At 72.7% G+C, this 23,653-nt stretch carries 24 protein-coding genes; 18 read left to right on the forward strand and 6 right to left on the reverse strand.

The window, feature by feature from the left end; translation table 11 throughout:
* Positions 1-19: 19 nt before the first annotated feature.
* On the forward strand, positions 20-754 hold the full coding sequence (locus tag ACF068_RS21500; protein ID WP_392275875.1) for an SseB family protein: 735 nt from the start codon (positions 20-22) through the stop codon (positions 752-754).
* Positions 755-790: 36 nt separating this feature from the next.
* Here ACF068_RS21500 and ACF068_RS21505 read toward each other — a convergent pair whose 3' ends face one another.
* Positions 791-1,165, reverse strand: coding sequence for a DUF1844 domain-containing protein (locus tag ACF068_RS21505; RefSeq protein ID WP_392275876.1), 375 nt, complete (start codon positions 1,163-1,165; stop codon positions 791-793).
* Between the two features lie 289 nt (positions 1,166-1,454).
* On the opposite strand from ACF068_RS21505, the gene infC reads away from it, so the two are divergent.
* From infC to ACF068_RS21550, 9 genes are all read left to right on the forward strand, one after another.
* A complete protein-coding gene (gene infC / locus ACF068_RS21510) occupies positions 1,455-2,156 on the forward strand; it encodes a translation initiation factor IF-3 (RefSeq protein ID WP_392275877.1) in 702 nt (233 codons plus the stop codon).
* A 101-nt stretch (positions 2,157-2,257) separates the two neighbouring features.
* The gene (gene rpmI, locus ACF068_RS21515) at positions 2,258-2,452 is read left to right on the forward strand and encodes a 50S ribosomal protein L35 (protein WP_041128339.1); all 195 of its coding nucleotides are present in this window, start codon (positions 2,258-2,260) and stop codon (positions 2,450-2,452) included.
* A gap of 102 nt (positions 2,453-2,554) precedes the next feature.
* A complete protein-coding gene (gene rplT, locus ACF068_RS21520; RefSeq protein WP_064068121.1) occupies positions 2,555-2,941 on the forward strand; it encodes a 50S ribosomal protein L20 in 387 nt (128 codons plus the stop codon).
* A 101-nt stretch (positions 2,942-3,042) separates the two neighbouring features.
* The gene (locus ACF068_RS21525; protein WP_392275878.1) at positions 3,043-3,897 is read left to right on the forward strand and encodes a TrmH family RNA methyltransferase; all 855 of its coding nucleotides are present in this window, start codon (positions 3,043-3,045) and stop codon (positions 3,895-3,897) included.
* A 54-nt stretch (positions 3,898-3,951) separates the two neighbouring features.
* Positions 3,952-5,145 carry an ATP-binding protein gene (locus ACF068_RS21530; RefSeq protein WP_392275879.1) on the forward strand — a complete coding sequence of 398 codons (1,194 nt, stop codon included), beginning with the start codon at positions 3,952-3,954 and terminating at the stop codon, positions 5,143-5,145.
* A 139-nt stretch (positions 5,146-5,284) separates the two neighbouring features.
* Positions 5,285-6,424: a phenylalanine--tRNA ligase subunit alpha gene (pheS, locus tag ACF068_RS21535; RefSeq protein WP_392275880.1), complete on the forward strand. Its 1,140-nt coding sequence runs from the start codon at positions 5,285-5,287 to the stop codon at positions 6,422-6,424.
* Entirely contained in the window at positions 6,424-8,952 is a 2,529-nt protein-coding gene (gene pheT, locus ACF068_RS21540) for a phenylalanine--tRNA ligase subunit beta (RefSeq protein WP_392275881.1), read from the forward strand. The genes pheS and pheT overlap by 1 nt, the downstream gene beginning before the upstream one ends.
* Positions 8,953-9,429: 477 nt before the next feature.
* Entirely contained in the window at positions 9,430-10,770 is a 1,341-nt protein-coding gene (locus ACF068_RS21545; protein WP_392275882.1) for a transcriptional regulator, read from the forward strand.
* Positions 10,771-10,847: 77 nt separating this feature from the next.
* Positions 10,848-11,378, forward strand: a complete 531-nt coding sequence (locus ACF068_RS21550) for an NUDIX domain-containing protein (RefSeq protein WP_392275883.1) — start codon at positions 10,848-10,850, stop codon at positions 11,376-11,378.
* A gap of 15 nt (positions 11,379-11,393) precedes the next feature.
* Here ACF068_RS21550 and ACF068_RS21555 read toward each other — a convergent pair whose 3' ends face one another.
* Both ACF068_RS21555 and ACF068_RS21560 read right to left on the reverse strand, forming a co-directional pair.
* Positions 11,394-11,651 (reverse strand): hypothetical protein, encoded by a 258-nt coding sequence (locus ACF068_RS21555; RefSeq protein ID WP_392275884.1) that lies wholly within the window; start codon positions 11,649-11,651, stop codon positions 11,394-11,396.
* Between the two features lie 129 nt (positions 11,652-11,780).
* Positions 11,781-12,644, reverse strand: a complete 864-nt coding sequence (locus ACF068_RS21560; RefSeq protein WP_392275885.1) for a 3-hydroxybutyryl-CoA dehydrogenase — start codon at positions 12,642-12,644, stop codon at positions 11,781-11,783.
* Between the two features lie 168 nt (positions 12,645-12,812).
* Here ACF068_RS21560 and ACF068_RS21565 point away from each other — a divergent pair, with 168 nt between their 5' ends.
* Positions 12,813-14,147: a glycoside hydrolase family 10 protein gene (locus ACF068_RS21565; protein ID WP_392275886.1), complete on the forward strand. Its 1,335-nt coding sequence runs from the start codon at positions 12,813-12,815 to the stop codon at positions 14,145-14,147.
* A 28-nt stretch (positions 14,148-14,175) separates the two neighbouring features.
* Here the strand turns inward: ACF068_RS21565 and ACF068_RS21570 are convergent, their stop codons facing one another.
* Positions 14,176-14,367: a DUF1918 domain-containing protein gene (locus tag ACF068_RS21570; protein WP_392275887.1), complete on the reverse strand. Its 192-nt coding sequence runs from the start codon at positions 14,365-14,367 to the stop codon at positions 14,176-14,178.
* A gap of 226 nt (positions 14,368-14,593) precedes the next feature.
* On the opposite strand from ACF068_RS21570, the gene ACF068_RS21575 reads away from it, so the two are divergent.
* The gene (locus ACF068_RS21575; protein WP_392275888.1) at positions 14,594-15,751 is read left to right on the forward strand and encodes a methyltransferase; all 1,158 of its coding nucleotides are present in this window, start codon (positions 14,594-14,596) and stop codon (positions 15,749-15,751) included.
* Positions 15,752-15,755: 4 nt separating this feature from the next.
* On the opposite strand, the gene ACF068_RS21580 is transcribed toward ACF068_RS21575, so the two are convergent.
* Positions 15,756-16,280, reverse strand: coding sequence for a hypothetical protein (locus ACF068_RS21580; protein ID WP_392275889.1), 525 nt, complete (start codon positions 16,278-16,280; stop codon positions 15,756-15,758).
* Between the two features lie 248 nt (positions 16,281-16,528).
* Here ACF068_RS21580 and argC point away from each other — a divergent pair, with 248 nt between their 5' ends.
* The 5 genes from argC to ACF068_RS21605 all read left to right on the forward strand — a co-directional run bounded on the left by argC (position 16,529) and on the right by ACF068_RS21605 (position 21,457).
* Positions 16,529-17,557, forward strand: coding sequence for an N-acetyl-gamma-glutamyl-phosphate reductase (argC, locus tag ACF068_RS21585; protein ID WP_392275890.1), 1,029 nt, complete (start codon positions 16,529-16,531; stop codon positions 17,555-17,557).
* Positions 17,558-17,669: 112 nt separating this feature from the next.
* Complete coding sequence (gene argJ, locus ACF068_RS21590; protein WP_392275891.1) at positions 17,670-18,821, forward strand: bifunctional glutamate N-acetyltransferase/amino-acid acetyltransferase ArgJ; 1,152 nt, start codon at positions 17,670-17,672, stop codon at positions 18,819-18,821.
* Complete coding sequence (gene argB / locus ACF068_RS21595; protein ID WP_392275892.1) at positions 18,818-19,723, forward strand: acetylglutamate kinase; 906 nt, start codon at positions 18,818-18,820, stop codon at positions 19,721-19,723. The genes argJ and argB overlap by 4 nt, the downstream gene beginning before the upstream one ends.
* 38 nt (positions 19,724-19,761) lie before the next feature.
* Positions 19,762-20,913: an acetylornithine transaminase gene (locus tag ACF068_RS21600; RefSeq protein ID WP_392276057.1), complete on the forward strand. Its 1,152-nt coding sequence runs from the start codon at positions 19,762-19,764 to the stop codon at positions 20,911-20,913.
* A gap of 7 nt (positions 20,914-20,920) precedes the next feature.
* The gene (locus ACF068_RS21605; protein WP_392275893.1) at positions 20,921-21,457 is read left to right on the forward strand and encodes an arginine repressor; all 537 of its coding nucleotides are present in this window, start codon (positions 20,921-20,923) and stop codon (positions 21,455-21,457) included.
* 30 nt (positions 21,458-21,487) lie between these two features.
* On the opposite strand, the gene ACF068_RS21610 is transcribed toward ACF068_RS21605, so the two are convergent.
* Entirely contained in the window at positions 21,488-22,219 is a 732-nt protein-coding gene (locus tag ACF068_RS21610; protein WP_392275894.1) for a L,D-transpeptidase, read from the reverse strand.
* Between the two features lie 205 nt (positions 22,220-22,424).
* Between ACF068_RS21610 and ACF068_RS21615 the strand changes: the two genes are divergently transcribed.
* Positions 22,425-23,618, forward strand: a complete 1,194-nt coding sequence (locus ACF068_RS21615) for an argininosuccinate synthase (RefSeq protein WP_392275895.1) — start codon at positions 22,425-22,427, stop codon at positions 23,616-23,618.
* Positions 23,619-23,653: the final 35 nt, after the last annotated feature.

Consider the following 23,653-nt stretch of genomic DNA (forward strand, 5'->3'; position numbering starts at 1 on the left):
GCGCCGTTAGGCTCGTCGCGTGGCGCTCAAGAACATCCCTGACCCCGGTTTCTCCGACGACGACGGCACCGCCGACCCGAGGCTCGCCGAGGCCCTCGCGGCCTGGGCCGAGGACCGGGCCGCCGAGCCGCGCGTCCTCGCCGCCCTCAAGGACGCCCGGCTGCTCGTCCCGGTCGTCGCCGTCCTCGGCGAGGTGGAGGAGGACCCGGAGACGGGGCTGCGCCGCGAGAAGACCAGCGACATGGCCGTCCCCACGCTCACGGCCGGCGACCGCCGCGCCCTGCCGGCGTTCACCTCCCTCGCGTCCCTGGCCCTGTGGGACCCGGCCGCCCGCCCCGTCGCCGTACCGCTGCACCAGGCGCTCCAGGCGGCCGCCCACGAGAAGGCCGACACCCTGGTGCTGGACCTCGCCGGGCCGGTGCCGTACCAGCTGACCGGCCGCGCGCTGCTCGCCCTCGCCGAGGGCCGCACCTCCACCGACCCGCTCGCGGACCCGGCCGTCACGGCGGCGGTGCGTACCGTGGTCGCCGCCGAACCCGCGGTCCTCCGCGCCCACCTCGGCCCCGGCACCGCGGACGGCACCCTCGCCCTGGTGCTGGCCCCGGACGCGGCCCCCGCCGAGGCGGCCCGTCGCGTCGCCCGCGCCCTGGCCGCCGACGAGACACTGAGGGCCCGCCTGGTGCGCGGCCTCGACCTGGCACTCCTGCCGGCCACTGCCACGCCCCCGGGCGAGCCCTTCTACGTACGTCCCTGAGACTGCGTACGCCCCTGAGAGGGACGGCCGCGCGGATCAGCCGTAGACCGGCCCGGTGTACTTCTCGCCCGGGCCCTGACCCGGCTCGTCGGGCACGAAGGACGCCTCGCGGAAGGCGAGCTGGAGCGACTTCAGACCGTCCCGCAGCGGAGCCGCGTGGAAGGAGGAGATCTCGGTGACGCCCGCGTCCAGGAGACCCGCCAGCGCGTGGATCAGCTTGCGCGCCTCGTCGAGGTCCTTGTGCTCGTCGCCCTCCTCGGTGAGCCCGAGCTTGACGGCGGCGGCGCTCATCAGGTTGACGGCGACCGTCACGATCACCTCGACCGCGGGGACCTCCGCGATGTCGCGGGTCATCGTCTCGAAATCGGGGGTCTGGGCGGCGGAGGCGTTGCTCGGCGTTGCGTCACTCATGGGGCCCACGATATGCGCCCCGTCCCGGTTAGCCGCACCCGGCGGGAGCTGGTAACCTGGTGTGACGACCGGCTGGACACGACTCGTGCTCCGGCCCACAAGTGGAGGCTCCGATCTCCCACCTGACCGTCCTCCGGGACGGCGGGTCACCGGTCAGGTGGCGACCATCGTTCCGTACGGACGATGGAGCCGCCCGATGTGCGCCCCGCGGTACGCCGTGGCGGTGCTCCGGTATGACGAGGAGCCCCGCCTGTGTCCCGTCCGGGGCATTTTTCATGCGCCGGCGCGGTTGGTCTCACTAAACAGACGTTACGCGTCCGTCCGCCAGGCGGTCGCGTGGTGCTACCGAGGAGGATCCATCAGCGCCGAGCCCCGCATCAACGACCGGATTCGCGTTCCCGAGGTGCGACTTGTCGGTCCCAGCGGCGAGCAGGTCGGGATTGTTCCGCTTGCCAAGGCCCTGGAGCTTGCGCAGGAGTACGACCTCGACCTCGTCGAGGTCGCGGCGAACGCCCGTCCGCCGGTCTGCAAGCTCATGGACTACGGGAAGTTCAAGTACGAGTCGGCCATGAAGGCCCGTGAGGCGCGCAAGAACCAGGCGCACACGGTCATCAAGGAGATGAAGCTCCGGCCGAAGATCGACCCGCACGACTATGACACCAAGAAGGGTCACGTCGTCCGGTTCCTCAAGCAGGGCGACAAGGTCAAGATCACGATCATGTTCCGTGGTCGCGAGCAGTCCCGGCCGGAGCTCGGCTACCGCCTGCTCCAGCGGCTCGCGGAGGACGTCCAGGACCTCGGCTTCATCGAGTCGAACCCGAAGCAGGACGGCCGGAACATGATCATGGTTCTCGGCCCGCACAAGAAGAAGACCGAGGCGATGGCCGAGGCCCGCGAGGCCCAGGCCGCTCGCAAGGCCGAACGCCAGGGCCAGCCCGCCCAGGCGGACGAGGTCGCCGACGAGGTTGCCGACGAGGCCGCCGAGGCCTGATTCCCGGGCACCCGCCCAGGATTCAACCGACACACATGACGCTCCCGCCTGCCGGTCCCCGGACCGGCTGGGAGCGCCACTGACGAGGAGAGAACGGCGCTATGCCGAAGAACAAGACGCACTCCGGTGCCAAGAAGCGCTTCAAGGTCACCGGCTCCGGCAAGATCCTGCGTGAGCGCGCCGGCAAGCGCCACCTGCTCGAGCACAAGTCGTCCAAGCTGACGCGTCGCCTCACCGGCAACGCCGAGATGGCCCCGGGTGACAGCGCCAAGATCAAGAAGATGCTGGGCATCTGACTGACCTCCGCCCCCGGCCACCGGGGGCAGCCCGACACCGGGACCCATATCGTTTCCGGGCCGTGTGAGTCCAACCACGGCCCCGCTACAAGGAGTTAACAAGTGGCACGCGTCAAGCGGGCAGTCAACGCCCACAAGAAGCGCCGGGCGATCCTCGAGCAGGCCAGCGGCTACCGCGGTCAGCGTTCGCGCCTGTACCGCAAGGCCAAGGAGCAGGTCACCCACTCGCTGGTCTACAACTACAACGACCGCAAGAAGCGCAAGGGCGACTTCCGTCAGCTGTGGATCCAGCGCATCAACGCCGCTGCCCGCGCCAACGGCATGACGTACAACCGCCTCATCCAGGGTCTGAAGGCCGCCAACATCGAGGTGGACCGCAAGATCCTGGCCGAGCTCGCGGTCAACGACGCCAACGCGTTCGCCGCGCTCGTCGAGGTCGCCCAGAAGGCGCTCCCGAGCGACGTCAACGCCCCGAAGGCCGCTGCCTGATCTCCCAGGCCGCAGTTCTTTCCTCCGGACCCGCAGGCCCCGAGCCTGCGGGTCCGGTCTGTTCAACCCCCGCGCGTACGAGAAGAGAGCCGCCGACCACCATGGGCACCCCCGAGCTGATCTCCCCCCGTTCCCCGCGCGTCATCGCGGCGCGGCGGCTCGCCAAGCGCAACTTCAGGGGCAAGGAGCGCCGGTTCATCGCGGAGGGCCCCCAGGCCGTGCGCGAGGCCGTCGCCCACCGGACCGGCGGCGAACCGACCCTGGTGGAGCTGTTCACCACCGTCGAGGCCGCCGAGCGGTACGCCGGCATCGTCGAGGCCGCCCGCGCCACCGGCGCCCGCGTCCACCACGCCTCCGACGCCGTGCTCGCCGAGGTCTCCCAGACCGTCACCCCGCAGGGGCTGCTCGGGGTGTGCCGCTTCCTGGACTCGCCGTTCGAGGAGATCCTCGCCGGCCGGCCCAAGCTGGTCGCCGTCCTCGCCCACGTACGCGACCCCGGCAACGCCGGGACCGTGCTGCGGTGCGCCGACGCGGCCGGCGCCGACGCCGTCGTCCTCACCGACGCCTCCGTCGACCTCTACAACCCCAAGGCGGTGCGCGCCTCCGTCGGCTCCGTCTTCCACCTCCCGGTCGCCGTCGGCGTCCCCGTCGAGCAGGCCGTCGCCGGACTGAGGGGCGCCGGGGTGCGGATCCTCGCCGCCGACGGGGCCGGCCGGGACGACCTGGACGCCGAGCTCGACGCCGGCACCATGGGCGGGCCCACCGCCTGGATCTTCGGCAACGAGGCGTGGGGCCTGCCCGAGGAGACCCGCGCCCTCGCCGACGCCGTGGTGCGCGTCCCCATCCACGGCAAGGCCGAGAGCCTGAACCTGGCGACCGCCGCGGCCGTATGTCTCTACGGCTCCGCGCGTGCGCAGCGTGCTGCCGGAGGGTGCCGCTCCGTGACCTCCAGCTAGTAGGGTGGCGGGCTCGGGGGCCCACTGCGTGACACGGAGGGGTGGGAGACGGGGATGACGGTCGGCACCAGCAGGCCCGCGGCACGGAAGGGCGCCTTAGCGGGCGCCGGCGCGGGCGCTTCCGCCGCTCCCGGCACGACCGGGACGGACACGGCCGGGACGGACGCGCCCGCCACGCCCGGGCCCGCGACGGCCACGCCCGGGATCGACCCCGACGACCTGCCCGACGGCCTCGTCGTCGCCGACGCGGACGGCCGGGTGGTGTGCTTCAACGCCGCCGCCGTGCGCCTCACCGCCGTCCCCCGCGCCGAGGCACTCGGCCGGCCCCTGGACCAGGCGCTGCCGCTGGAGGACCTCAAGGGCAGGCGCTGGTGGACGCTGACCGACCCGTACGGCGGACTCGCCATCCGCGTCGGCCAGCCCGAGCGCAACCTCCTGCTGCCCGGCAACCGGGAGGTCCTCGTCGCCGCCCGCTACGTGCGCGAGGAGCCCCTCGGGCCGGTCCGGAAGGTCGTCGTCACCGTCCGCGGCACCGAGGCGCGGCGGCGCACCGAGCGCAGCCACGCCGAACTGATCGCCACCGTCGCCCACGAGCTGCGCTCCCCGCTCACCTCCGTCAAGGGGTTCACCGCCACGCTGCTGGCCAAGTGGGAGCGGTTCACCGACGACCAGAAGCGGCTGATGCTGGAGACCGTCGACGCCGACGCCAACCGCGTCACCCGGCTGATCGCCGAACTCCTCGACATCTCCCGAATAGACTCCGGGCGTCTCGAGGTGCGCCGCCAGCCGGTCGACATCGCGGCCGCCGTCGGCCGCCACGTCCAGGCGCACACCGCCCGCGGCCAGTCGCCGGACCGGTTCTTCGTCCGCGTACGCCACCCGCTGCCCGATCTGTGGGCGGACCCGGACAAGATCGACCAGATCCTCGGCAACCTGCTGGAAAATGCGGTGCGCCACGGTGAGGGAACCGTCACCATCGAGGTGGCCCCCACCGGCCCCCAGGACGACGAGAAGGGAACGGCCGTCACCGTGAGCGACGAAGGCCCCGGCATCCCCGAGGAGTCGATGGGCCGTGTCTTCACCCGCTTCTGGCGGGGGAGCAAGCGCGGCGGGACCGGCCTCGGCCTGTACATCGTCAAGGGCATCGTCGAGGCGCACGGCGGGACCATCACCGTCGGCCGCGGACCCGCCGGTGGCGCCCAGTTCCGATTTACGCTGCCCGTGGGCGCCCCGGCCTACCTGGCCTAGCCAGGGCCCGCCGAGTGTCCACGGGCTGATCCGCGGCTCATCGCGCCGCCCACACCCCGTTAGACTCGTCCTTTGGCACCTTTGCGTCCTCGGTCGTCGAGCGGGGGCCCCAGCCAGCCCATCGGAAGTACGGGAAGAGATGTCGGCACCGAACAAGTCGTACGACCCAGTCGAGGTCGAGGCACTGAAACCGGAAGAGATCGAGCGCATGCGGGACGAGGCGCTCGCCGCCTTCGCGGCCGCCGGCGACCTCGACGCGCTGCACGAGGCCAAGGTCGCCCAGACCGGCCCCACCTCGCCGCTCGCGCTCGCCAACCGGGAGATCGGCGCCCTGCCGCCGCACGCCAAGGCCGAGGCCGGCAAGCGCGTGGGGCAGGCCCGGGGTGCCGTGAACAAGGCACTGGCCGCCCGGCAGGCCGAGCTGGAGGCGGAGCGCGACGCGCGCGTGCTCGTCGAGGAGGCGGTGGACGTCACCCTGCCCCACGACCGCACCCCGGCCGGCGCCCGCCACCCGCTGACCACCCTCATGGAGCGCGTCGCGGACGTCTTCGTCTCCATGGGCTACGAGGTCGCCGAAGGCCCCGAGGTCGAGGCGGAGTGGTTCAACTTCGACGCCCTGAACTTCGTGCCGGACCACCCGGCGCGCCAGATGCAGGACACCTTCTTCGTCCGGGGCACCTCCTCCGACGGCGAGGCCACGACGGGCGACGAGTCCGGCATCGTGCTGCGCACCCACACCTCCCCGGTGCAGGCCCGCACGCTCATCGACCGCGAGCCGCCCGTGTACGTGGTGTGCCCCGGCCGCGTCTACCGCACCGACGAGCTCGATGCCACGCACACCCCGGTCTTCCACCAGATCGAGCTGCTGGCCGTCGACGAGGGCCTGACCATGGCGGACCTCAAGGGCACCCTGGACCACATGGTCCAGGCGCTCTTCGGCCCGGACATGAAGACCCGGCTGCGCCCGAACTTCTTCCCGTTCACCGAGCCGTCCGCCGAGATGGACATGCTCTGCTACGTGTGCCGCGGCGAGTCCGTCGGCGACGTGGACCGGCCCTGCCGCACCTGCGGCAGCGAGGGCTGGATCGAGCTGGGCGGCTGCGGCATGGTCAACCCCAAGGTGCTCACCGCCTGCGGCGTGGACCCCGAGAAGTACAGCGGGTTCGCCTTCGGGTTCGGCATCGAGCGGATGCTGATGTTCCGCCACAACGTCGAAGACATGCGAGACATGGTCGAGGGTGACGTCCGGTTCACCCGGCCGTTCGGGATGGAGATCTGATGCGGGTCCCGCTTTCGTGGCTGCGGGAGTACGTCGACCTGCCGGCGACGGAGACCGGCCGTGACGTACAGGCCAAGCTGGTGTCGGCCGGGCTGGAGGTCGAGACCGTCGAGCGGCTCGGCGCCGGCCTGACGGGCCCGCTCGTGGTGGGCAAGGTCCTCACCATCGAGGAACTGACCGAGTTCAAGAAGCCGATCCGCTTCTGCACCGTCGACGTCGGCGGCGCCAACGGCACCGGCGAGCCGCAGGAGATCATCTGCGGCGCCCGGAACTTCGCCGAGGGCGACAAGGTCGTCGTGGCCCTGCCCGGCGCCGTCCTCCCCGGCGACTTCCGGATCGCCGAGCGCAAGACGTACGGCAAGGTCTCGCGCGGCATGATCTGCTCCGGCGACGAGCTGGGCATGGGCGACGACGGCTCCCACGGCATCATCGTCCTCCCGCCGGAGTACGAGGTCGGCATCGACGCCACCGAGCTGCTGGAGCTGTACGACGAGGTCCTCGACATCGCCGTCACGCCCGACCGCGGCTACTGCCTGTCGATGCGCGGTATCGCCCGCGAGGTCGCCACCGCCTACGGCCTGCCGCTGCGCGACCCGGCGCTCCTCGACGTGCCCGCGCCCAACTCCTACGGCTACCTGGTCAAGGTCTCCGACCCGATCGGCTGCGACCGCTTCACCGCGCGCACCGTCGTCGGCCTCGACCCGGAGGCCCGCTCCCCGATCTGGCTCCAGCGCCGCCTCCAGAAGGCCGGCATGCGCCCGATCTCCCTCGCCGTGGACATCACCAACTACGTGATGCTGGAGCTCGGCCAGCCGCTGCACGCCTACGACCGCTCCCGGCTCGACGGCCCCATCGGGGTCCGCCGCGCCGAGCCCGGCGAGAAACTCACCACCCTCGACGGCACGGTCCGCGTCCTCGACCCGGCCGACCTGCTCATCACCGACAACCGCGGCCCCATCGGCCTCGCGGGCGTCATGGGCGGCGCCAACACCGAGATCGCCGACTCCGAGACCGACCCGGAGACCGGCGAGGTCCGCGGCACCACCGAGGTGGTCATCGAGGCCGCGCACTTCGACGCGATCTCCATCGCCCGCACCGCGCGCCGCCACAAGCTGTCCTCGGAGGCGTCCAAGCGCTTCGAGCGCGGCGTCGACCCGCAGGCCGCGGCCGCCGCCGCGCAGCGCACCGTCGACCTGCTGGTCCTCCTCGCGGGCGGCACCGCCGAGGCCGGCGTCACCGAGGTCCTCGCGCCGTCCGCGCCGCGCACGATCACGATGCCCGCCGACCACCCCGACCGCGTCGCCGGCGTGGCGTACGGCCGGGAGACCGTCGTCCGCCGCCTCCAGGAGGTCGGCTGCGACGTGTACGGGCAGGACGAGCTGGTCGTCACCGTCCCGTCCTGGCGTCCCGACCTCAACGAGCCCAACGACCTCGCCGAAGAGGTCATCCGGCTCGAGGGGTACGAGAACCTGCCCTCCACGCTCCCCAGGCCCCCGGCCGGCCGCGGGCTCACCGAGCGCCAGCGCACCCACCGCCGCGTGGGCCGCGCCCTGGCGGGTGCCGGGTACGTCGAGGCGCTGAACTACCCGTTCATCGGCGAGCAGGTCCTCGACCAGCTCGACATCCCGGCGGACGACCCGTGCCGCGAGGTCGTCACCCTCGTCAACCCGCTCTCCGACGAGGAGCCCGCGCTCCGCACGACGCTGCTGCCGGGCCTGCTCGGCGCGCTGCGCCGCAACGACGGCCGCGGCAGCCACGACCTGGCGCTCTTCGAGACCGGCCTGGTCTTCAGGGCCGCCCGGGAGCAGGGCGTCGCGGTGCGGCTGCCCGTCGACCGGCGCCCGACCGACGAGGAGATCGCCGGCGTCAACGCCGTCCTGCCCGAGCAGCCGCGGCACGCCGCCGTCGTCCTGGCCGGGGCGCGCGAGCAGGCCGGCTGGTGGGGCGGTGGCCGCCCGTCCGACTGGGCCGACGCCGTCGAGGCCGCCCGGACCGTCGCCCGCGAGGCCGGCACCGAGCTGATCGTGCGTCAGGGCCAGTACGGGCCGTGGCACCCGGGCCGCTGCGCCGAGCTGGCCGTGGTGGTGGACGGCGAGGAGCGGGTCGTCGGCCACGCCGGCGAGCTGCACCCGCGCGTCATCAAGGCGCTGCACCTGCCCGCCCGTACGTGCGCGATGGAGCTGGACCTCGACACCGTCGAGCGGGCCTCGGCCGGTGCCGTGCGCGCGCCGCGGATCTCGGCGTTCCCGGTCGCCACGCAGGACGTCGCCCTGGTCGTGGACCGGCAGGTGCCGTCCGCCGAGGTGGGCAGCGCGCTGCGCGAGGGCGCCGGTGAACTGCTGGAGTCCATCCGGCTGTTCGACGTCTTCGAGGGCGAGCAGATCGGCGAGGGCAAGAAGTCCCTGGCGTACGCCCTGCGGTTCCGGGCGGCCGACCGCACGCTGACCGTCGAGGAGGCCTCGGCCGCCCGTGACGCCGCGGTGGCCGTGGCCGCCGAGCGGACCGGCGCGGTGCTGCGCGGCGCCTGACGCCCGTACGCACGAGGAGGGGCACGGCCGGGACCACGGGCCGTGCCCCTCACGCGTGCCCGGACCGGACGCCGTAGGGCCGGGGACGCGGGTACCGCCGGGCGTCTCCCCGGCGGCGTGGACGTGATCGGCCGTGCGCGACGGTCGTACGGGTACGGCGCGGACCCGGGGCCGCGCCGTACCCGTCCTGTGCCCTCCCATCGGTCGCGTCCGTCGGGGACATGGCGGTGCGGCCGGCGCCGTCCGCCCTGCCGCGGAGTGTCGGGCAGATCAGGCAGGACGGACGACGCTCCTGCGGGCCGCCGCACTGTTCGAGGGGGAGCCGGCGGCCCGGCCGCCTCTGTGAGAGACCGCCCAGTCAACCGGCGCCGGGCGCCCGGCGGCAGCGCGCGCGGAGTACGGATACGGGCATTCCGTTCACACCCCGTGCGAACCCGACTCCACTAGTCTGGGCACACCGAGTCACCGGAGGGGCCCATGCAGCCCAACACCCTGCTCGACGCCCTGCTCGACGAGGCGGGGATCTCGCACGCGGGCCTGGCCGCCCACGTGAACCAGGCCGGACGGGCGCGCGGCCTGGCGCTGCGGTACGAACACACCGCGGTGGCGCGCTGGTTGAAGGGCCAGCGGCCGCGCGGCCAGGTCCCGGACCTGATCTGCGAGGTGCTGGGCGCCCGGCTGCGCCGCCCCGTCACCCTGGACGACATCGGGCTGGGCGTCCCCGGCGAGGCCGCCGCCGCGCACGGCTCGCCGCTGTCCGGCTTCGTGGAGCGGGCCACCGCGCTGTGGCGCTCCGACGAGCAGCAGCGGCCGCACGTCCTGGGCGCACCGGCGGTGACCGGCACCCCGGCCGTGATGCCCGTGTGGGAGTGGGAGAACCCGCCTGAGGACGCCGACGTCTCGCGCGACGGCCAGACCCGGGTGAGCCTGTCCGACATCACCATGCTGCGCGCGGCCCGCGCCCACTACGAGCTGATGTACCGCCGGGCGGGCGGCATCGCCACCCGCGCCCGGATCGTCGGCTTCCTCAACGCGGAGACCGCGCCGCTGCTGCGCGGCGGCTACAGCGACGCGCTGGGCCGCCAGTTGCACCGCGCGACCGGCGGACTGGTCGCGGTCGCCGGCATCTGCGCGTACGACTCCGACGCGCACGGCCTCGCCCAGCGGTACTTCCACCAGGCGCTGCGGCTGGCGAAGGCGAGCGGCGACCGGGGGCTCGGCGGTTATGTGATCGCCCTGCTGGTCAACCAGTCGCTGTTCATGGGGGAGTACCGGCAGGCGGTGGCGTTCGCGGAGGCCGCGCTGCGCACCGCGGGACGGCAGATCACCCCGGCGCTCGCCGCGGACCTGTACGCGATGCAGGCCAAGGCGTACGCGCACCTGGGCGACGGGTCCGGCGCGCTGAGATGCATCCGGCGGGCGGAGGCGGACGCGGAGCGCATCCGGCCGGGCCACGAGCCGGACGAGACCGGCTACGTCCAGCCAGGGCTGGTCAACGTGCAGGTCGCCGAGGCCCTGCTGAGCCTGGGCGATCTGGACGGGGCGCGGGAGCACGCGGCGGCGGCGGTGCGCACACCGGCGCACGACCGGGGGCGTGTGCACCGGCTCGCCATGCTGAGCCAGATCGAACTGCGGCAGGGCGAGGCGGACCGGGCGGCGGTGACGGCGGCCGAGATGGCCGAACGGGCGCGCGGGATGGAGTCGCAACGGCTGCGGGACCGGTTGCGCGAGGTGCGCGAACACCTGGTGGCGAGCGGGTGCAGTGATGCCGAGGAGGCGGCCGGGCTCATCGACGGGGCGCTGCGCGTGCCGCTGTGACCTTGCCGTGCGACGTTCCGCACGGTCCCAGGGCCTGCTGCGATATTGCCACCTACTTGTCGGAAGGTGGCAGAAAAGTGCAGTGGACGAACCTGAGCGAACAAACCATCTATGAGAACCGCTGGTTCAAGGTCAACCTCGCGGACGTCGCACTCCCCGACGGCCGGCACCTGGAGCACTTCCTCATCCGGCTCCGCCCGGTGGCCGTGGCGACGGCCGTCAACGCGGCCAACGAGGTGCTGATGCTGTGGCGGCACCGTTTCATCACCGATAGCTGGGGCTGGGAACTCGCCGCCGGGGTCGTCGAGGACGGCGAGGACGTCGCCGCGGCGGCAGCCCGGGAGATGGAGGAGGAGACCGGGTGGCGCCCGGGCCCCCTGCACCACCTCCTGACCGTCGAACCGTCCAACGGCCTCACCGACGCCCGCCACCACCTCTACTGGGCGGACGACGCCACGTACGTGGGCCACCCCCAGGACGACTTCGAGTCGTCCCGCCGCGAGTGGATACCGCTGAAACTCGTCCCGGACATGATCGCCCGGGGTGAGGTCCCGGCCGCCAACATGGCGGCCGGGCTGCTGATGCTGCACCATCTCCGGCTCGGCTGACGGCGGTCGCCCGGGTCAGTGGCCGAGCGCCTGCCACACCGCCACCGCCAGCGCGCCCACGGCGGTGCACGCGGAAACGGCGGGCAGCGGCCACTTGGCCTGCTCCAGTGCCGCCACGCGCGCGGCCAGACCGGTCAGTTCACGGTCGATCTGGCCGTTGCGCTGGGCGAGCAGCGCGAGCTGCCCGTCGATCCGGGCGAGCCCGACGTCGAGACAGCGGCGCAGCTCTGCGAACTCCTCGACGGCCGTTAAGTGTTCGGGATCGGTGGTCACGGTTCTCCGCTCCTCTTGGTCGACTGAGCGGTACCGAGTCAACCCCCGTGACGGGAGCGCGGGGAGCGTGTGCGCAGGGCATATGCGCACACGCTCCGCACACCCCGTGCGAAAGTTCGTCGCTCAGCGTCACGAACCGTACGGGTAGAAGCCCGATCCCGTCTTACGGCCGAGGCGCCCCGCGTCCACCATGCGCTGGAGCAGCGGGGGAGCGGCGTACAGCGGCTCCTTGTACTCGGCGTACATCGAGTCCGCGACCGAGTGGACCGTGTCGAGGCCGATGAGGTCGGCGAGCTTCAGCGGCCCCATGGGGTGGGCGCAGCCCATCTCCATGCCGTTGTCGATGTCCTCGCGGCTGGCGATGCCCGACTCGAACATCCGGATCGCGGAGAGGAGGTAGGGGATCAGCAGCGCGTTCACCACGAAGCCGGAGCGGTCCTGGGCGCGGATCGCGTGCTTGCCGAGCACCTTCTCCACCACGGCCTGGGAGCGGCTGATCGTGCCCTCGGAGGTGGTCAGTGCCGGGATCAGCTCGACGAGCTGCTGCACCGGGGCCGGGTTGAAGAAGTGGATGCCGATGACCTGGTCGGGGCGGGACGTCGCCACGGCCAGCTTCACCAGCGGGATGGAGGAGGTGTTCGAGGCGAGGATCGCGTCCTGGCGGGTCACGACCTGGTCGAGGACCTGGAAGATCTCGGTCTTCACCTGCTCGTTCTCGACGACCGCCTCGACGACCAGGTCACGGTCGGCGAACTCGCCGAGATCGGTGGTGAAGCTGAGCCGGGCGAGCGTCGCGTCGCGCTCCTCCTCGGTGATCTTGCCCCGCTGGGCGGCCTTGGAGAGGGAGTTGTACAGCCGGGTACGGCCGATCTCCAGGGCCTCGCCGGTGGTTTCGGCGACCTTGACCTCCAGGCCGCTACGGGCACACACCTCCGCGATGCCCGCGCCCATCTGGCCGCAGCCCACCACTCCGACGCGTTCGATGTCGGTCACATCGTGCCTTTCGCTGATCTTCCCTGCGGCAGGTCCCCCGTGTGATTCCGGCGCCCGCCTCGACCCCACGACGTTACTCCGTTCGCGCGGGTGGAGGCCGCTCCGGGGCGGGCATGCTCTGCGGGGACGGGGAGACAACGGGACAACCCACCGGTAAGGGGCATATGAATGCGGCATATCGGTAGACGGAGCCTGGCGGCGGCCGTGATCGGAGCGGCGGCCTCGCTGTGGACGGCGGCGGACGCGGGCGCGGCGGCCCGGTCCGGCCGCGAGCACGGCCAGGGCCACGGGAAGCACGACAAACACGGGAAGCACGGGAAGCACGACAAACACGGGAAGCACGGGAAGCACGGGAAGCATGGCAGGCGGCGGGCCGGCCGGGAGTTCCGCGGGATGTGGCTGGCGACCGTCGCCAACCGCGACTGGCCCTCCAAGCCGGGCCTCCCGGCCGACCGGCAGCGCGCCGAGCTGCTGGCGTTCCTCGACGCCGCGGTGGAGCGGCGGCTGAACGCGGTGGTGTTCCAGGTGCGCCCCACCGCCGACGCGCTGTGGCCCTCGCCGTACGAGCCCTGGTCGCAGTGGCTCACCGGCGTCCAGGGCCGGGACCCGGGCTGGGACCCGCTGGGCACGGCGGTGGCCGAGGCGCACGCGCGGGGCCTGGAGCTGCACGCCTGGTTCAACCCGTACCGGGTGGCCAACCACACGGACCCGGCCCGGCTGGCGGAGGGCCACCCGGCCCGGGTCCACCCGGACTGGGTGCTGCCGTACGGCGGGAAGCTGTACTACGACCCGGGGCTGCCGGAGGTGCGGCGGTTCGTCCAGGACGCCATGCTCGACGCCGTACGCCGCTACGACATCGACGCCGTGCACTTCGACGACCACTTCTACCCCTACCCGGTCGCGGGCCAGGCCTTCGCCGACGACGACACCTACGCCGCCCACGGGGCCGGCTTCCCGGACAAGGCCGCGTGGCGGCGCGACAACATCGACCGGCTGGTGCGGGAGATGTCCGAGGGGATCCGGGACATCGACCGGGACGTACGGTTCGGGATCAGCCCCTTCGGCGTGTGGCGCAACCGCGCCGCCGACCCGCTGGGCTCGGACACCCGGGCGGGCGTCCAGACCTACGACCACCTGCACGCCGACACCCGCAAGTGGGTCAAGGAGCGCTGGATCGACTACGTGGTGCCGCAGCTCTACTGGCACATCGGCTTCGCCGCCGCCGACTACGCCACGCTGGTGCCCTGGTGGGACGACGTGGCGCGGGGCACGGGCGTCGAGCTGTACGTCGGGGAGGCGCTGTACAAGGCCGGTGACCCCGCCCAGCCGGCGGCCTGGCAGGACCCGGCCGAACTGTCACGCCACCTCACGCTCGCGGGGGAGTACCCGCGGGTGCGGGGGCATGTCTTCTTCTCGGCCAAGGAGGTCGTGGCGGACCGTATCGGCGCGATGGCCCGGGTGGTGGCCGACCACTACCCGACCCCGGCCCGTCCGCCGGACTAGGGAGCGTCTCGCCGATCGTGCCGGACGGCTAACCGGGCTCCTTGTGGCGTACGACGCTGTCGGGGCCCGGGGACATCACGGCCTCGTGACCGTCGTCGAAGCGGACGCGGTACGGGGGAGTGCCGTCCGGCCCGAGCACCTCGATGACCTCGGCGGTCCGGTCGTGCTGGCCCACGACCCTGCCGTGCACCAGCAATGTGTCGCCCACGATCGCGTGCATCGAGTGACCTCCTTGCGGCATTTCGCCCTGTTTGTCGTTCCGTAGGGGGAGTCTACGTCCGCAGGTGTGGTCCGTGTCACCCGGAGGAAGCCGGTCGGGTGCCGGTCGTTGAGGGGGCAACGAGCGTGTCCCGCAGCACGCGTTCGCGCCGCTCGACGTCCCGGACCGCTGGAGGGCGCGCTCCGGTTCCGGCGGCCCCCGCCCCACCGGCTAGCCTGGGCGGACAATGAACCGTCTGACCACGTCATGGGGCGCGTACGAACTCGCCCGCTTCCCCGAGGACCCGCGCGACCGGCTGCGCGCCTGGGACGCCGCCGACGAGTACCTGCTGGGACACCTCGCCGGAACACCGCTCCCGGACACCGGCACCGTGGTCGTGGCCGGTGACCGGTGGGGCGCCCTGGCCACCTCGCTCGCCGGGCACCACCCCGGGCGGGTCGTCCAGATCACCGACTCGTACCTCGCGCGCGAGGCCACCCGCGCCAACCTCGCCCGCAACGGCGTCGACCCCGGCGCCGTGCGGCTGCTGACCACCCGGGACGCCCCGCCCGAGCGCATCGACGTGCTGCTCGTCCGGGTCCCCAAGAGCCTGGCGCTCCTGGAGGACCTGCTGCACCGCCTCGCCCCGGCCGTGCACGCCGGGACGGTCGTCGTCGGCACCGGCATGGTCAAGGAGATCCACACCTCCACGCTCCGGCTCTTCGAGCGGATCATCGGCCCCGCCCCCACGTCCCTGGCGGTCAAGAAGGCCCGGCTCGTCCTGTGCACGCCGGACCCCGCGCTCCCGCGCACCCCGAGCCCCTGGCCGCTCCGTTACGCCCTCCCCGACGACGCCCCGGCGCCCGTCGCGGGCCGGACCGTCGTCAATCACGCCGGCGTCTTCTGCGCCGACCGCCTGGACATCGGCACCCGGTTCTTCCTCCAGCACCTGCCGCGCGGCCTCGGCGGCTCCCGGGTCGTCGACCTGGGTTGCGGCAACGGGGTGGTGGGCCTCGCCGTGGCGCTCGCCGACCCGGGGGCGCGGCTCCTGTTCACCGACGAGTCGTACCAGGCGGTCGCGTCGGCCGAGGAGACGTACCGGAGCAGCGGCCCGCCCGGCGGCGACGCCGAGTTCCTGGTCGGCGACGGACTCGCGGACGTCCCGGCCGGCTCCGTCGACCTGGTGCTGAACAACCCGCCCTTCCACAGTCACCAGGCCATGACCGACGTCACGGCCCGCCGGATGTTCTCCGACGCCCGGCGCGCGCTGCGCGACGGCGGCGAGCTGTGGGTGGTCGGCAACCGGCACCTCGGCTACCACGTGACGCTGCGCCGCGTCTTCGGCAACTCCGAGGTCGTGGCGGCCGACCCGAAGTTCGTCGTGCTGCGGGCCGTGAAGAAGTAGCCGGTCAGGCGTCCGGCAGCCGGCTCCCGCAGCGCCCGCAGAAGCGGACGCCGGACTCGTCGGGGGCGAGCCGCCCGCACTCCGGGCACACCCGGCCGAGCAGGCACACGGCCTCGCCGCCCGCCCGGTCACCGTCGTCCGCCCGGTCCTCCGCCGGGGCACCGGGGGCGGACCGGATGGAGAGCCCCGGCCGGCGGCGGTGTGCCGTCAGGTACGTCAGCCCCTCCGGCCCGGCCGCCATCCCGCGCCGCGAGCCGCGCGGCAGCCACACCACGCACCCCGCCTCCAGCGGGAGCTCACCCTCCGGGGTGCCGAGCCGCCCGGTGCCGTCCACCACGTAGACCAGCACGTCCAGGTCCGGCTCGACGTGCGCGGCGACCCGGGAGCCGGCGGCCAGGCGCACCACATTGGCGTCGAGCTGACGGCTGTCCTCCGCGAGGCGCCACAGCGCACCGCTCCGGTCGGCAGGCACGTCCCGGATCACGTCCGCCACACGGGCGAGTACACCGGCCACCGGGTTCGCTGCCATCGTCGTGCTCCTGCTCGCGCCGAATCGCTGAGGCAGCGGATATTACCGTCCGTACCGTCCCCTCAACGCGTGAACGTCAACGAGGCGTTGTGGCCGCCGAACGCCCCGAGAAGTCCGTCAGTGCCGCCGCCGGCGCTCCCCGCTCCCCGCACGGGCGCGCCCGTGCCCGCCCATGCCGGCAGGCACGCGGAAACGTTGCATAAAACTGCGAAGATGCGTATAGTCATGCCATCGACGAGGAGGGTCCAGTGGCAGTACGAGCAGCAGTGGCGGGTGCGAGCGGGTACGCGGGCGGAGAGGTGCTCCGGCTGCTCCTCGGCCACCCCCGGGTGGAGATCGGCGCCCTGACCGGCCACTCCAACGCGGGCCAGACGTTCGGCACGCTCCAGCCCCACCTGCCGCCGCTCGCCGACCGCGTCCTCGAACCGACCACCGCCGAGGTCCTCGCCGGCCACGACGTGGTCTTCCTCGCCCTTCCGCACGGACAGTCCGCCGCGGTCGCCGAGCAGCTCGGCGACGACGTCCTGGTCATCGACATGGGCGCCGACTTCCGGCTGAAGGACGCCGCCGACTGGGAGCGGTTCTACGGCTCCGCGCACGCCGGGACCTGGCCCTACGGCCTCCCCGAGCTGCCGGGTGCCCGCGCCGCGCTGGAGGGGACCAAGCGCATCGCGGTGCCGGGCTGCTACCCCACCGCCGTCTCCCTCGCGCTCTACCCCGCGTACGCGGGCGGCCTCGTCGAGCCGGAGGCGGTGGTCGTCGCCGCGACCGGTACCTCCGGCGCGGGCAAGGCGCTCAAGCCGCACCTGCTCGGCTCCGAGGTCATGGGTTCCATGAGCCCGTACGGCGTCGGCGGCGGCCACCGCCACACCCCCGAGATGATGCAGAACCTCGGCGGGGTCGCAGGGGAGCCCGTCACCGTCTCCTTCACCCCCACCCTCGCCCCGATGGCCCGCGGCATCCTCGCCACGTGCAGCGCCAGGGCGAAGCCGGGCACCACCGCCGAGGACGTCCGGGCCGCCTACACCAAGGCGTACGCCGACGAGCCGTTCGTCCACCTCCTCCCCGAGGGGCAGTGGCCCGCGACGTCGTCCGTGTACGGCTCCAACGCCGTACAGGTCCAGATCGCCCTCGACCCGGCGGCCGGCCGCGTCATCGCGATCAGCGCCATCGACAACCTCACCAAGGGCACCGCCGGCGGCGCGGTGCAGAGCATGAACATCGCCCTCGGGCTCCCCGAGGACACGGGTCTTTCCACGACCGGAGTCGCACCGTGAGCCCGGGACGCCTCCCCGTGGTGGCCGGGGCGGAACACGCGGCGACCGGGCCGCGGACGACGACGATGCCCGCACCACCGTGCGCGGGCGCAGCAGCGAACGGAGAAGCACAGTGAGCGTCACGGCAGCGAAGGGATTCACGGCCGCGGGCATCGCGGCCGGGATCAAGGCGAACGGCAACCCGGACCTGGCCCTCGTGGTCAACAACGGGCCCCGCCGCGCCGCCGCGGGCGTGTTCACCTCCAACCGCGTCAAGGCCGCCCCCGTCCTGTGGTCCGAGCAGGTCCTGAAGACCGGCGAGCTGCGGGCCGTCGTTCTCAACTCCGGCGGCGCCAACGCCTGCACCGGCCCCCAGGGCTTCCAGGACACCCACGCCACCGCCGAGAAGGTCGCGGAGGTCCTCGACATCGGCGCCGGCGAGGTCGCCGTCGCCTCCACCGGACTCATCGGCGTGCTCCTGCCCATGGACAAGCTGCTTCCCGGCGTCGAGAAGGCCGCCGGGGAACTGTCCGAGCACGGCGGCGAGAAGGCCGCCATCGCCATCAAGACCACCGACACCGTCCACAAGACCTCCGTGGTCACCAAGGACGGCTGGACCGTCGGCGGCATGGCCAAGGGCGCCGGCATGCTCGCCCCCGGTCTCGCCACCATGCTCGTCGTCCTCACCACCGACGCCGACGTCGACGCCGCCGCGCTCGACAAGGCGCTCCGCGACGCCACCCGCGTCACCTTCGACCGGGTCGACTCCGACGGCTGCATGTCCACCAACGACACCGTCCTGCTGCTCGCCTCCGGCGCCTCCGGCATCACCCCGGACCACGACGACTTCGCCGAGGCCGTGACGCAGGTCTGCGGCGACCTCGGCCGCCAGCTCATCGGCGACGCCGAGGGCGCGTCCAAGGACATCCGCGTCGAGGTGATCAACGCGGCGAGCGAGGACGACGCCGTCGAGGTGGGCCGCTCCATCGCCCGCAACAACCTCCTCAAGTGCGCCATCCACGGCGAGGACCCCAACTGGGGCCGCGTGCTGTCCGCCATCGGCACCACGAAGGCCGCCTTCGAGCCCGACCGGCTCAACGTCGCCATCAACGGCGTCTGGGTCTGCAAGAACGGCTCGGTCGGCGAGGACCGCGACCTCGTCGACATGCGGTACCGCGAAGTGAAGATCACCGCCGACCTGGCGGCCGGGTCCGCGTCCGCCGTCATCTGGACCAACGACCTCACCGCCGACTACGTCCACGAGAACAGCGCGTACAGCTCATGAGCACCACACGCAAGCACACCGCCCTGCCCAAGGCGCAGATCCTCATCGAGGCGCTGCCCTGGCTGACGCGCCACCACGGCAAGACCGTCGTCATCAAGTTCGGCGGCAACGCCATGGTCGACGAGGAGCTGAAGGCCGCGTTCGCCCAGGACGTCGTCTTCCTCCGGCACGCCGGCCTCAAGCCGGTCGTCGTCCACGGCGGCGGTCCCCAGATCAGCGCCCAGCTCGACAAGCACGGCCTGGCCAGCGAGTTCAAGGCCGGCCTCCGCGTCACCACGCCCGAGGCGATGGACGTCGTACGGATGGTGCTCGCCGGACAGGTCCAGCGCGAGCTCGTCGGACTGCTCAACCAGCACGGCCCGTTCGCCGTCGGCATGACCGGCGAGGACGCGCACACCATCACCGCCACGCAGTACCGGCCGCGCATCGACGGCGAGCTCGTCGACATCGGCCGCGTCGGTGAGATCACCGAGATCGACACCGGCGCCATCCAAGCACTGCTGGACAACGGCCGCATCCCGGTCGTCTCCTCGATCGCACGTTCCCAGGACGACGGACATGTCTACAACGTCAATGCTGATACGGCGGCTGCGGCACTCGCTGCGGCGCTGGGCGCCGAGACTCTGATGGTGCTGACCGACGTCGAGGGCCTGTACGAGGACTGGCCCCACAGCGACGAGGTCATCAGCCGGCTCACCGCCACCGAGCTGGAGAAGCTGCTGCCCGAGCTCTCCAGCGGCATGGTCCCCAAGATGGAGGGCTGCCTGCACGCCGTGCGCAACGGCGTCACCACCGCGCGCGTCATCGACGGGCGCGTACAGCACTCGATCCTGCTGGAGATCTTCACCGACGAGGGCATCGGCACGATGGTCGTGCCGGACGGACCAGGGGGACCGCAGTGACGAACCAGGAACTGACCCAGCGCTGGCAAGGCGCGCTGATGGACAACTACGGCACGCCTCGGCTCCCCCTCGTCCGGGGCGAGGGCGCCAAGGTGTGGGACGCGGACGGCACCGAGTACCTCGACTTCGTCGGCGGCATCGCCGTCAACGCCCTCGGTCACGCCCACCCCGCCGTCGTCGAGGCCGTCTCGCGGCAGATCGGCACCCTCGGCCACGTCTCCAACCTCTTCGTCGCCGAGCCGCCCGTCGCCCTCGCCGAGCGGTTGCTCCAGCTCCTCGGCCGGCCCGGGCGGGTCTTCTTCTGCAACTCGGGCGCCGAGGCCAACGAGGCCGTCTTCAAGATCGGACGGCTGACCGGCCGCACCCATATGGTCGCCACCACCGGCGGCTTCCACGGCCGCACCATGGGCGCCCTGGCCCTCACCGGCCAGCCCGGCAAGCAGGAGCCGTTCCTGCCGCTGCCCGGCGACGTCACCCATGTGCCGTACGGGGACGTCGACGCGCTCCGCGCCGCCGTCACCGACCGGACGGCGTTCGTCGTCATCGAGCCCATCCAGGGCGAGATCGGCGTCGTCGTCCCGCCGCCCGGTTATCTGAAGGCCGCCCGGGAGATCACCCGCGCGACCGGCGCGCTGCTCGTCCTCGACGAGGTGCAGACCGGCATCGGGCGGTGCGGCCACTGGTTCGAGCACCAGGCGCACGGCGTCGAGCCGGACGTCGTCACCCTCGCCAAGGGCCTGGGCGGCGGCCTGCCCATCGGCGCGACGATCGCGTTCGGCCCGGCGGCCGACCTGCTGAAGCCCGGCCACCACGGCACGACGTTCGGCGGGAACCCCGTCGCGTGCGCCGCCGGACTCGCCGTACTCGACACCCTCGCCGCCGATTCCGCCCTCGACGAGGTCAAGCGCCTCGGCGAGAGGCTGCGCGCCGGAATCGAGGCCCTGGACCACTCGCTGGTCTCCCACGTCCGTGGTGCGGGCCTGCTGCTGGGTATCGTGCTCACCGAGCCCCTCGCGCCTCAGGTGCAGCAGGCGGCTCAGGACGCCGGCCTCCTGGTGAACGCGCCCGCTCCCGATGTCGTACGGCTCATGCCGCCGCTCGTCATCGGTGACGACGAGGTGGACGCCTTCCTCCGGGCCCTGCCCGGCGTCCTCAGCAGCGTGAACGGGGAAGGACGAGCCGGAGAATGAGACGACGATGACCGACGCGCAGGACCTCGACCACGGGGGGCCGTCCGTCCCGCAGACCCGGACGGCACGCCACCGCCGGATCGTGGACATCCTCAACCGGCAGCCGGTGCGGTCCCAGAGCCAGCTCGCGAAGCTCCTCGCCGACGACGGGCTGAGCGTCACCCAGGCGACGCTCTCCCGGGACCTCGACGAGCTGGGCGCCGTGAAGATCCGCAACACGGGCGGCGAACTCATCTACGCGGTGCCCAGCGAGGGCGGCTTCCGCACCCCGCAGGCCCCGCTCGGCGAGTCGGCCAAGGAGGAGCGGATGCGGCGCCTCTCGGGCGAGCTGCTGATCTCCGCCGAGGCCTCCGCCAACCTGGTGGTCCTGCGGACGCCCCCGGGCGCGGCCCAGTTCCTCGCGTCGGCCATCGACCAGGCCGAACTGCACGCCATCCTCGGCACCATCGCCGGTGACGACACCCTGCTGCTCATCTCCCGCGACCCCGCGGGCGGCCAGGCCCTCGCGGACCACCTGCTGCGGCTGGCGCAGAAGGAGCGGTGACCGGCCCGGCACCCGGCCCCGACCACCGGGTCAGTACCGGGTGACGGCGGTCGCGCCCGACTCCGTGCCGATCGCGATGTGCGGGCGGCGGGAGCGGTCCGCCCAGGTGAGGATCCGGCGCATGGCGCGGGCCGGAACGGCCACGCAGCCCGCCGTCGGCCCGCGCCCCGCCACGTGCAGGAAGATGCCCGCGCCCCGGCCGCGTACCGGACGGTCGTAGTTGAATCCGATCACCAGGGCGTGGGCGTAGCGCCGCCCGTAGGTGACGAGGTGCTCCGCCTCCCCGGCCCGGCAGTCGGGAGGCAGGCCCTCCACCCAGCGGTTGTAGGCGCGTGACCGGTTGTCCTGGCACCACCAGGACTCCCGCGTCACGCGCCGGTACCGCACCCCCGTGCCCGCCGGGCGGGCGTCGATGCCGAAGGCGTACGGCAGCGCGTACAGACCCGTCGGCGTGGTCGACGTGCCCTGGCGCCGCCGGCCGCCCTCGACCAGCCCGTTCGCCCCGAACCGCGCCGCCGCCGAACCCGCCCGCACCCACCGCCCGCCGCGCCGGTCCCACCAGCTCACCCTCCCGTGGGTGGCCCCGGCGCGGGGCGCGACGGCCGTGATCAGCTGCGTACCGCCCCCCGTGTCCGCCATCCGCGCGGGCAGCGGCGGACCCTCCCCGGCGGCGGCGACCGGGACCGGCGGCAGGACGGCCACGAGGACGGCGGCGAGGGCGGACGCGAGAACGGCGGCGAAGGCGGGACCTGGGCGGCGCATGCCCGGACCGTACGCCCGCCGCCCCCCTCCCGCCCGCCGCGCGCGGCCGAACGGGGCCGGGCCCCACGGCCGGTCCGCGCGCCCCTCCCCGGCCCACCGGCCCCCGCGTCACCCGCCTCCCGGACCACCGGGACCCCGCGTTGACAAAACATACGGCGGTCTGCATAGTTATACCTGTCAGTGAATGCACCGTAAGGAGAAACCCGTGACCGAGCGCGTCGTACTCGCCTACTCGGGCGGACTGGACACCTCCGTCGCCATCGGCTGGATCGCCGAGGAGACGGGTGCCGAGGTCATCGCCGTCGCCGTGGACGTCGGCCAGGGCGGCGAGGACCTGGACGTCATCCGCAAGCGCGCGCTCGCCTGCGGTGCGGTCGAGGCCGAGGTCGCGGACGCCAAGGACGAGTTCGCCGACGAGTACTGCCTCCCGGCGATCAAGGCCAACGCCCTCTACATGGACCGCTACCCGCTGGTCTCGGCGCTCTCCCGGCCCGCGATCGTCAAGCACCTGGTCGCCGCCGCCAGGAAGCACGACGCCTCGATCGTCGCCCACGGCTGCACCGGCAAGGGCAACGACCAGGTCCGCTTCGAGGCCGGCATCCAGGCCCTCGGTCCCGACCTGAAGTGCATCGCCCCGGTCCGGGACTACGCGATGACCCGCGACAAGGCCATCGCGTTCGCCGAGAAGGCGGAGCTGCCGATCGCGACCACCAAGAAGTCCCCGTACTCCATCGACCAGAACGTCTTCGGCCGGGCCGTCGAGACCGGCTTCCTCGAGGACATCTGGAACGCGCCGATCGAGGACATCTACGAGTACACCTCGAACCCGGCCACCCCCCGTGAGCCCGACGAGGTGGTCGTCACCTTCAAGGAGGGCGTCCCGGTCGCCATCGACGGCAAGCCCGTCACCGTCCTCCAGGCCATCCAGCAGCTCAACGAGCGGGCCGGCGCCCAGGGCATCGGCCGGATCGACATGGTCGAGGACCGGCTGGTCGGCATCAAGTCCCGCGAGGTCTACGAGGCCCCCGGCGCGATCGCCCTGATCACCGCCCATCAGGAGCTGGAGAACGTCACGGTCGAGCGCGAGCTGGCCCGCTACAAGCGGCAGGTCGAGCAGCGCTGGGGCGAGCTGGTCTACGACGGCCTGTGGTTCTCGCCGCTCAAGCGGGCCCTGGACGGCTTCATCAACGAGGCCAACCAGCACGTCTCCGGTGACATCCGGATGACCCTGCACGGCGGCCGCGCCGTCGTCACCGGCCGGAAGTCGGACAAGTCCCTGTACGACTTCAACCTGGCCACGTACGACTCGGGCGACACCTTCGACCAGTCCAAGGCGCAGGGCTTCATCGACATCTTCGCGCTCTCGTCGAAGATCGCCGCCAAGCGTGACCTGACCTGACCCCGCTCGTTCGACAGCCGCCTCCCCGTTCCCCG

This window comes from Streptomyces sp. NPDC016309 (assembly GCF_043077235.1).
Classification (GTDB): Bacteria; Actinomycetota; Actinomycetes; order Streptomycetales; family Streptomycetaceae; genus Streptomyces.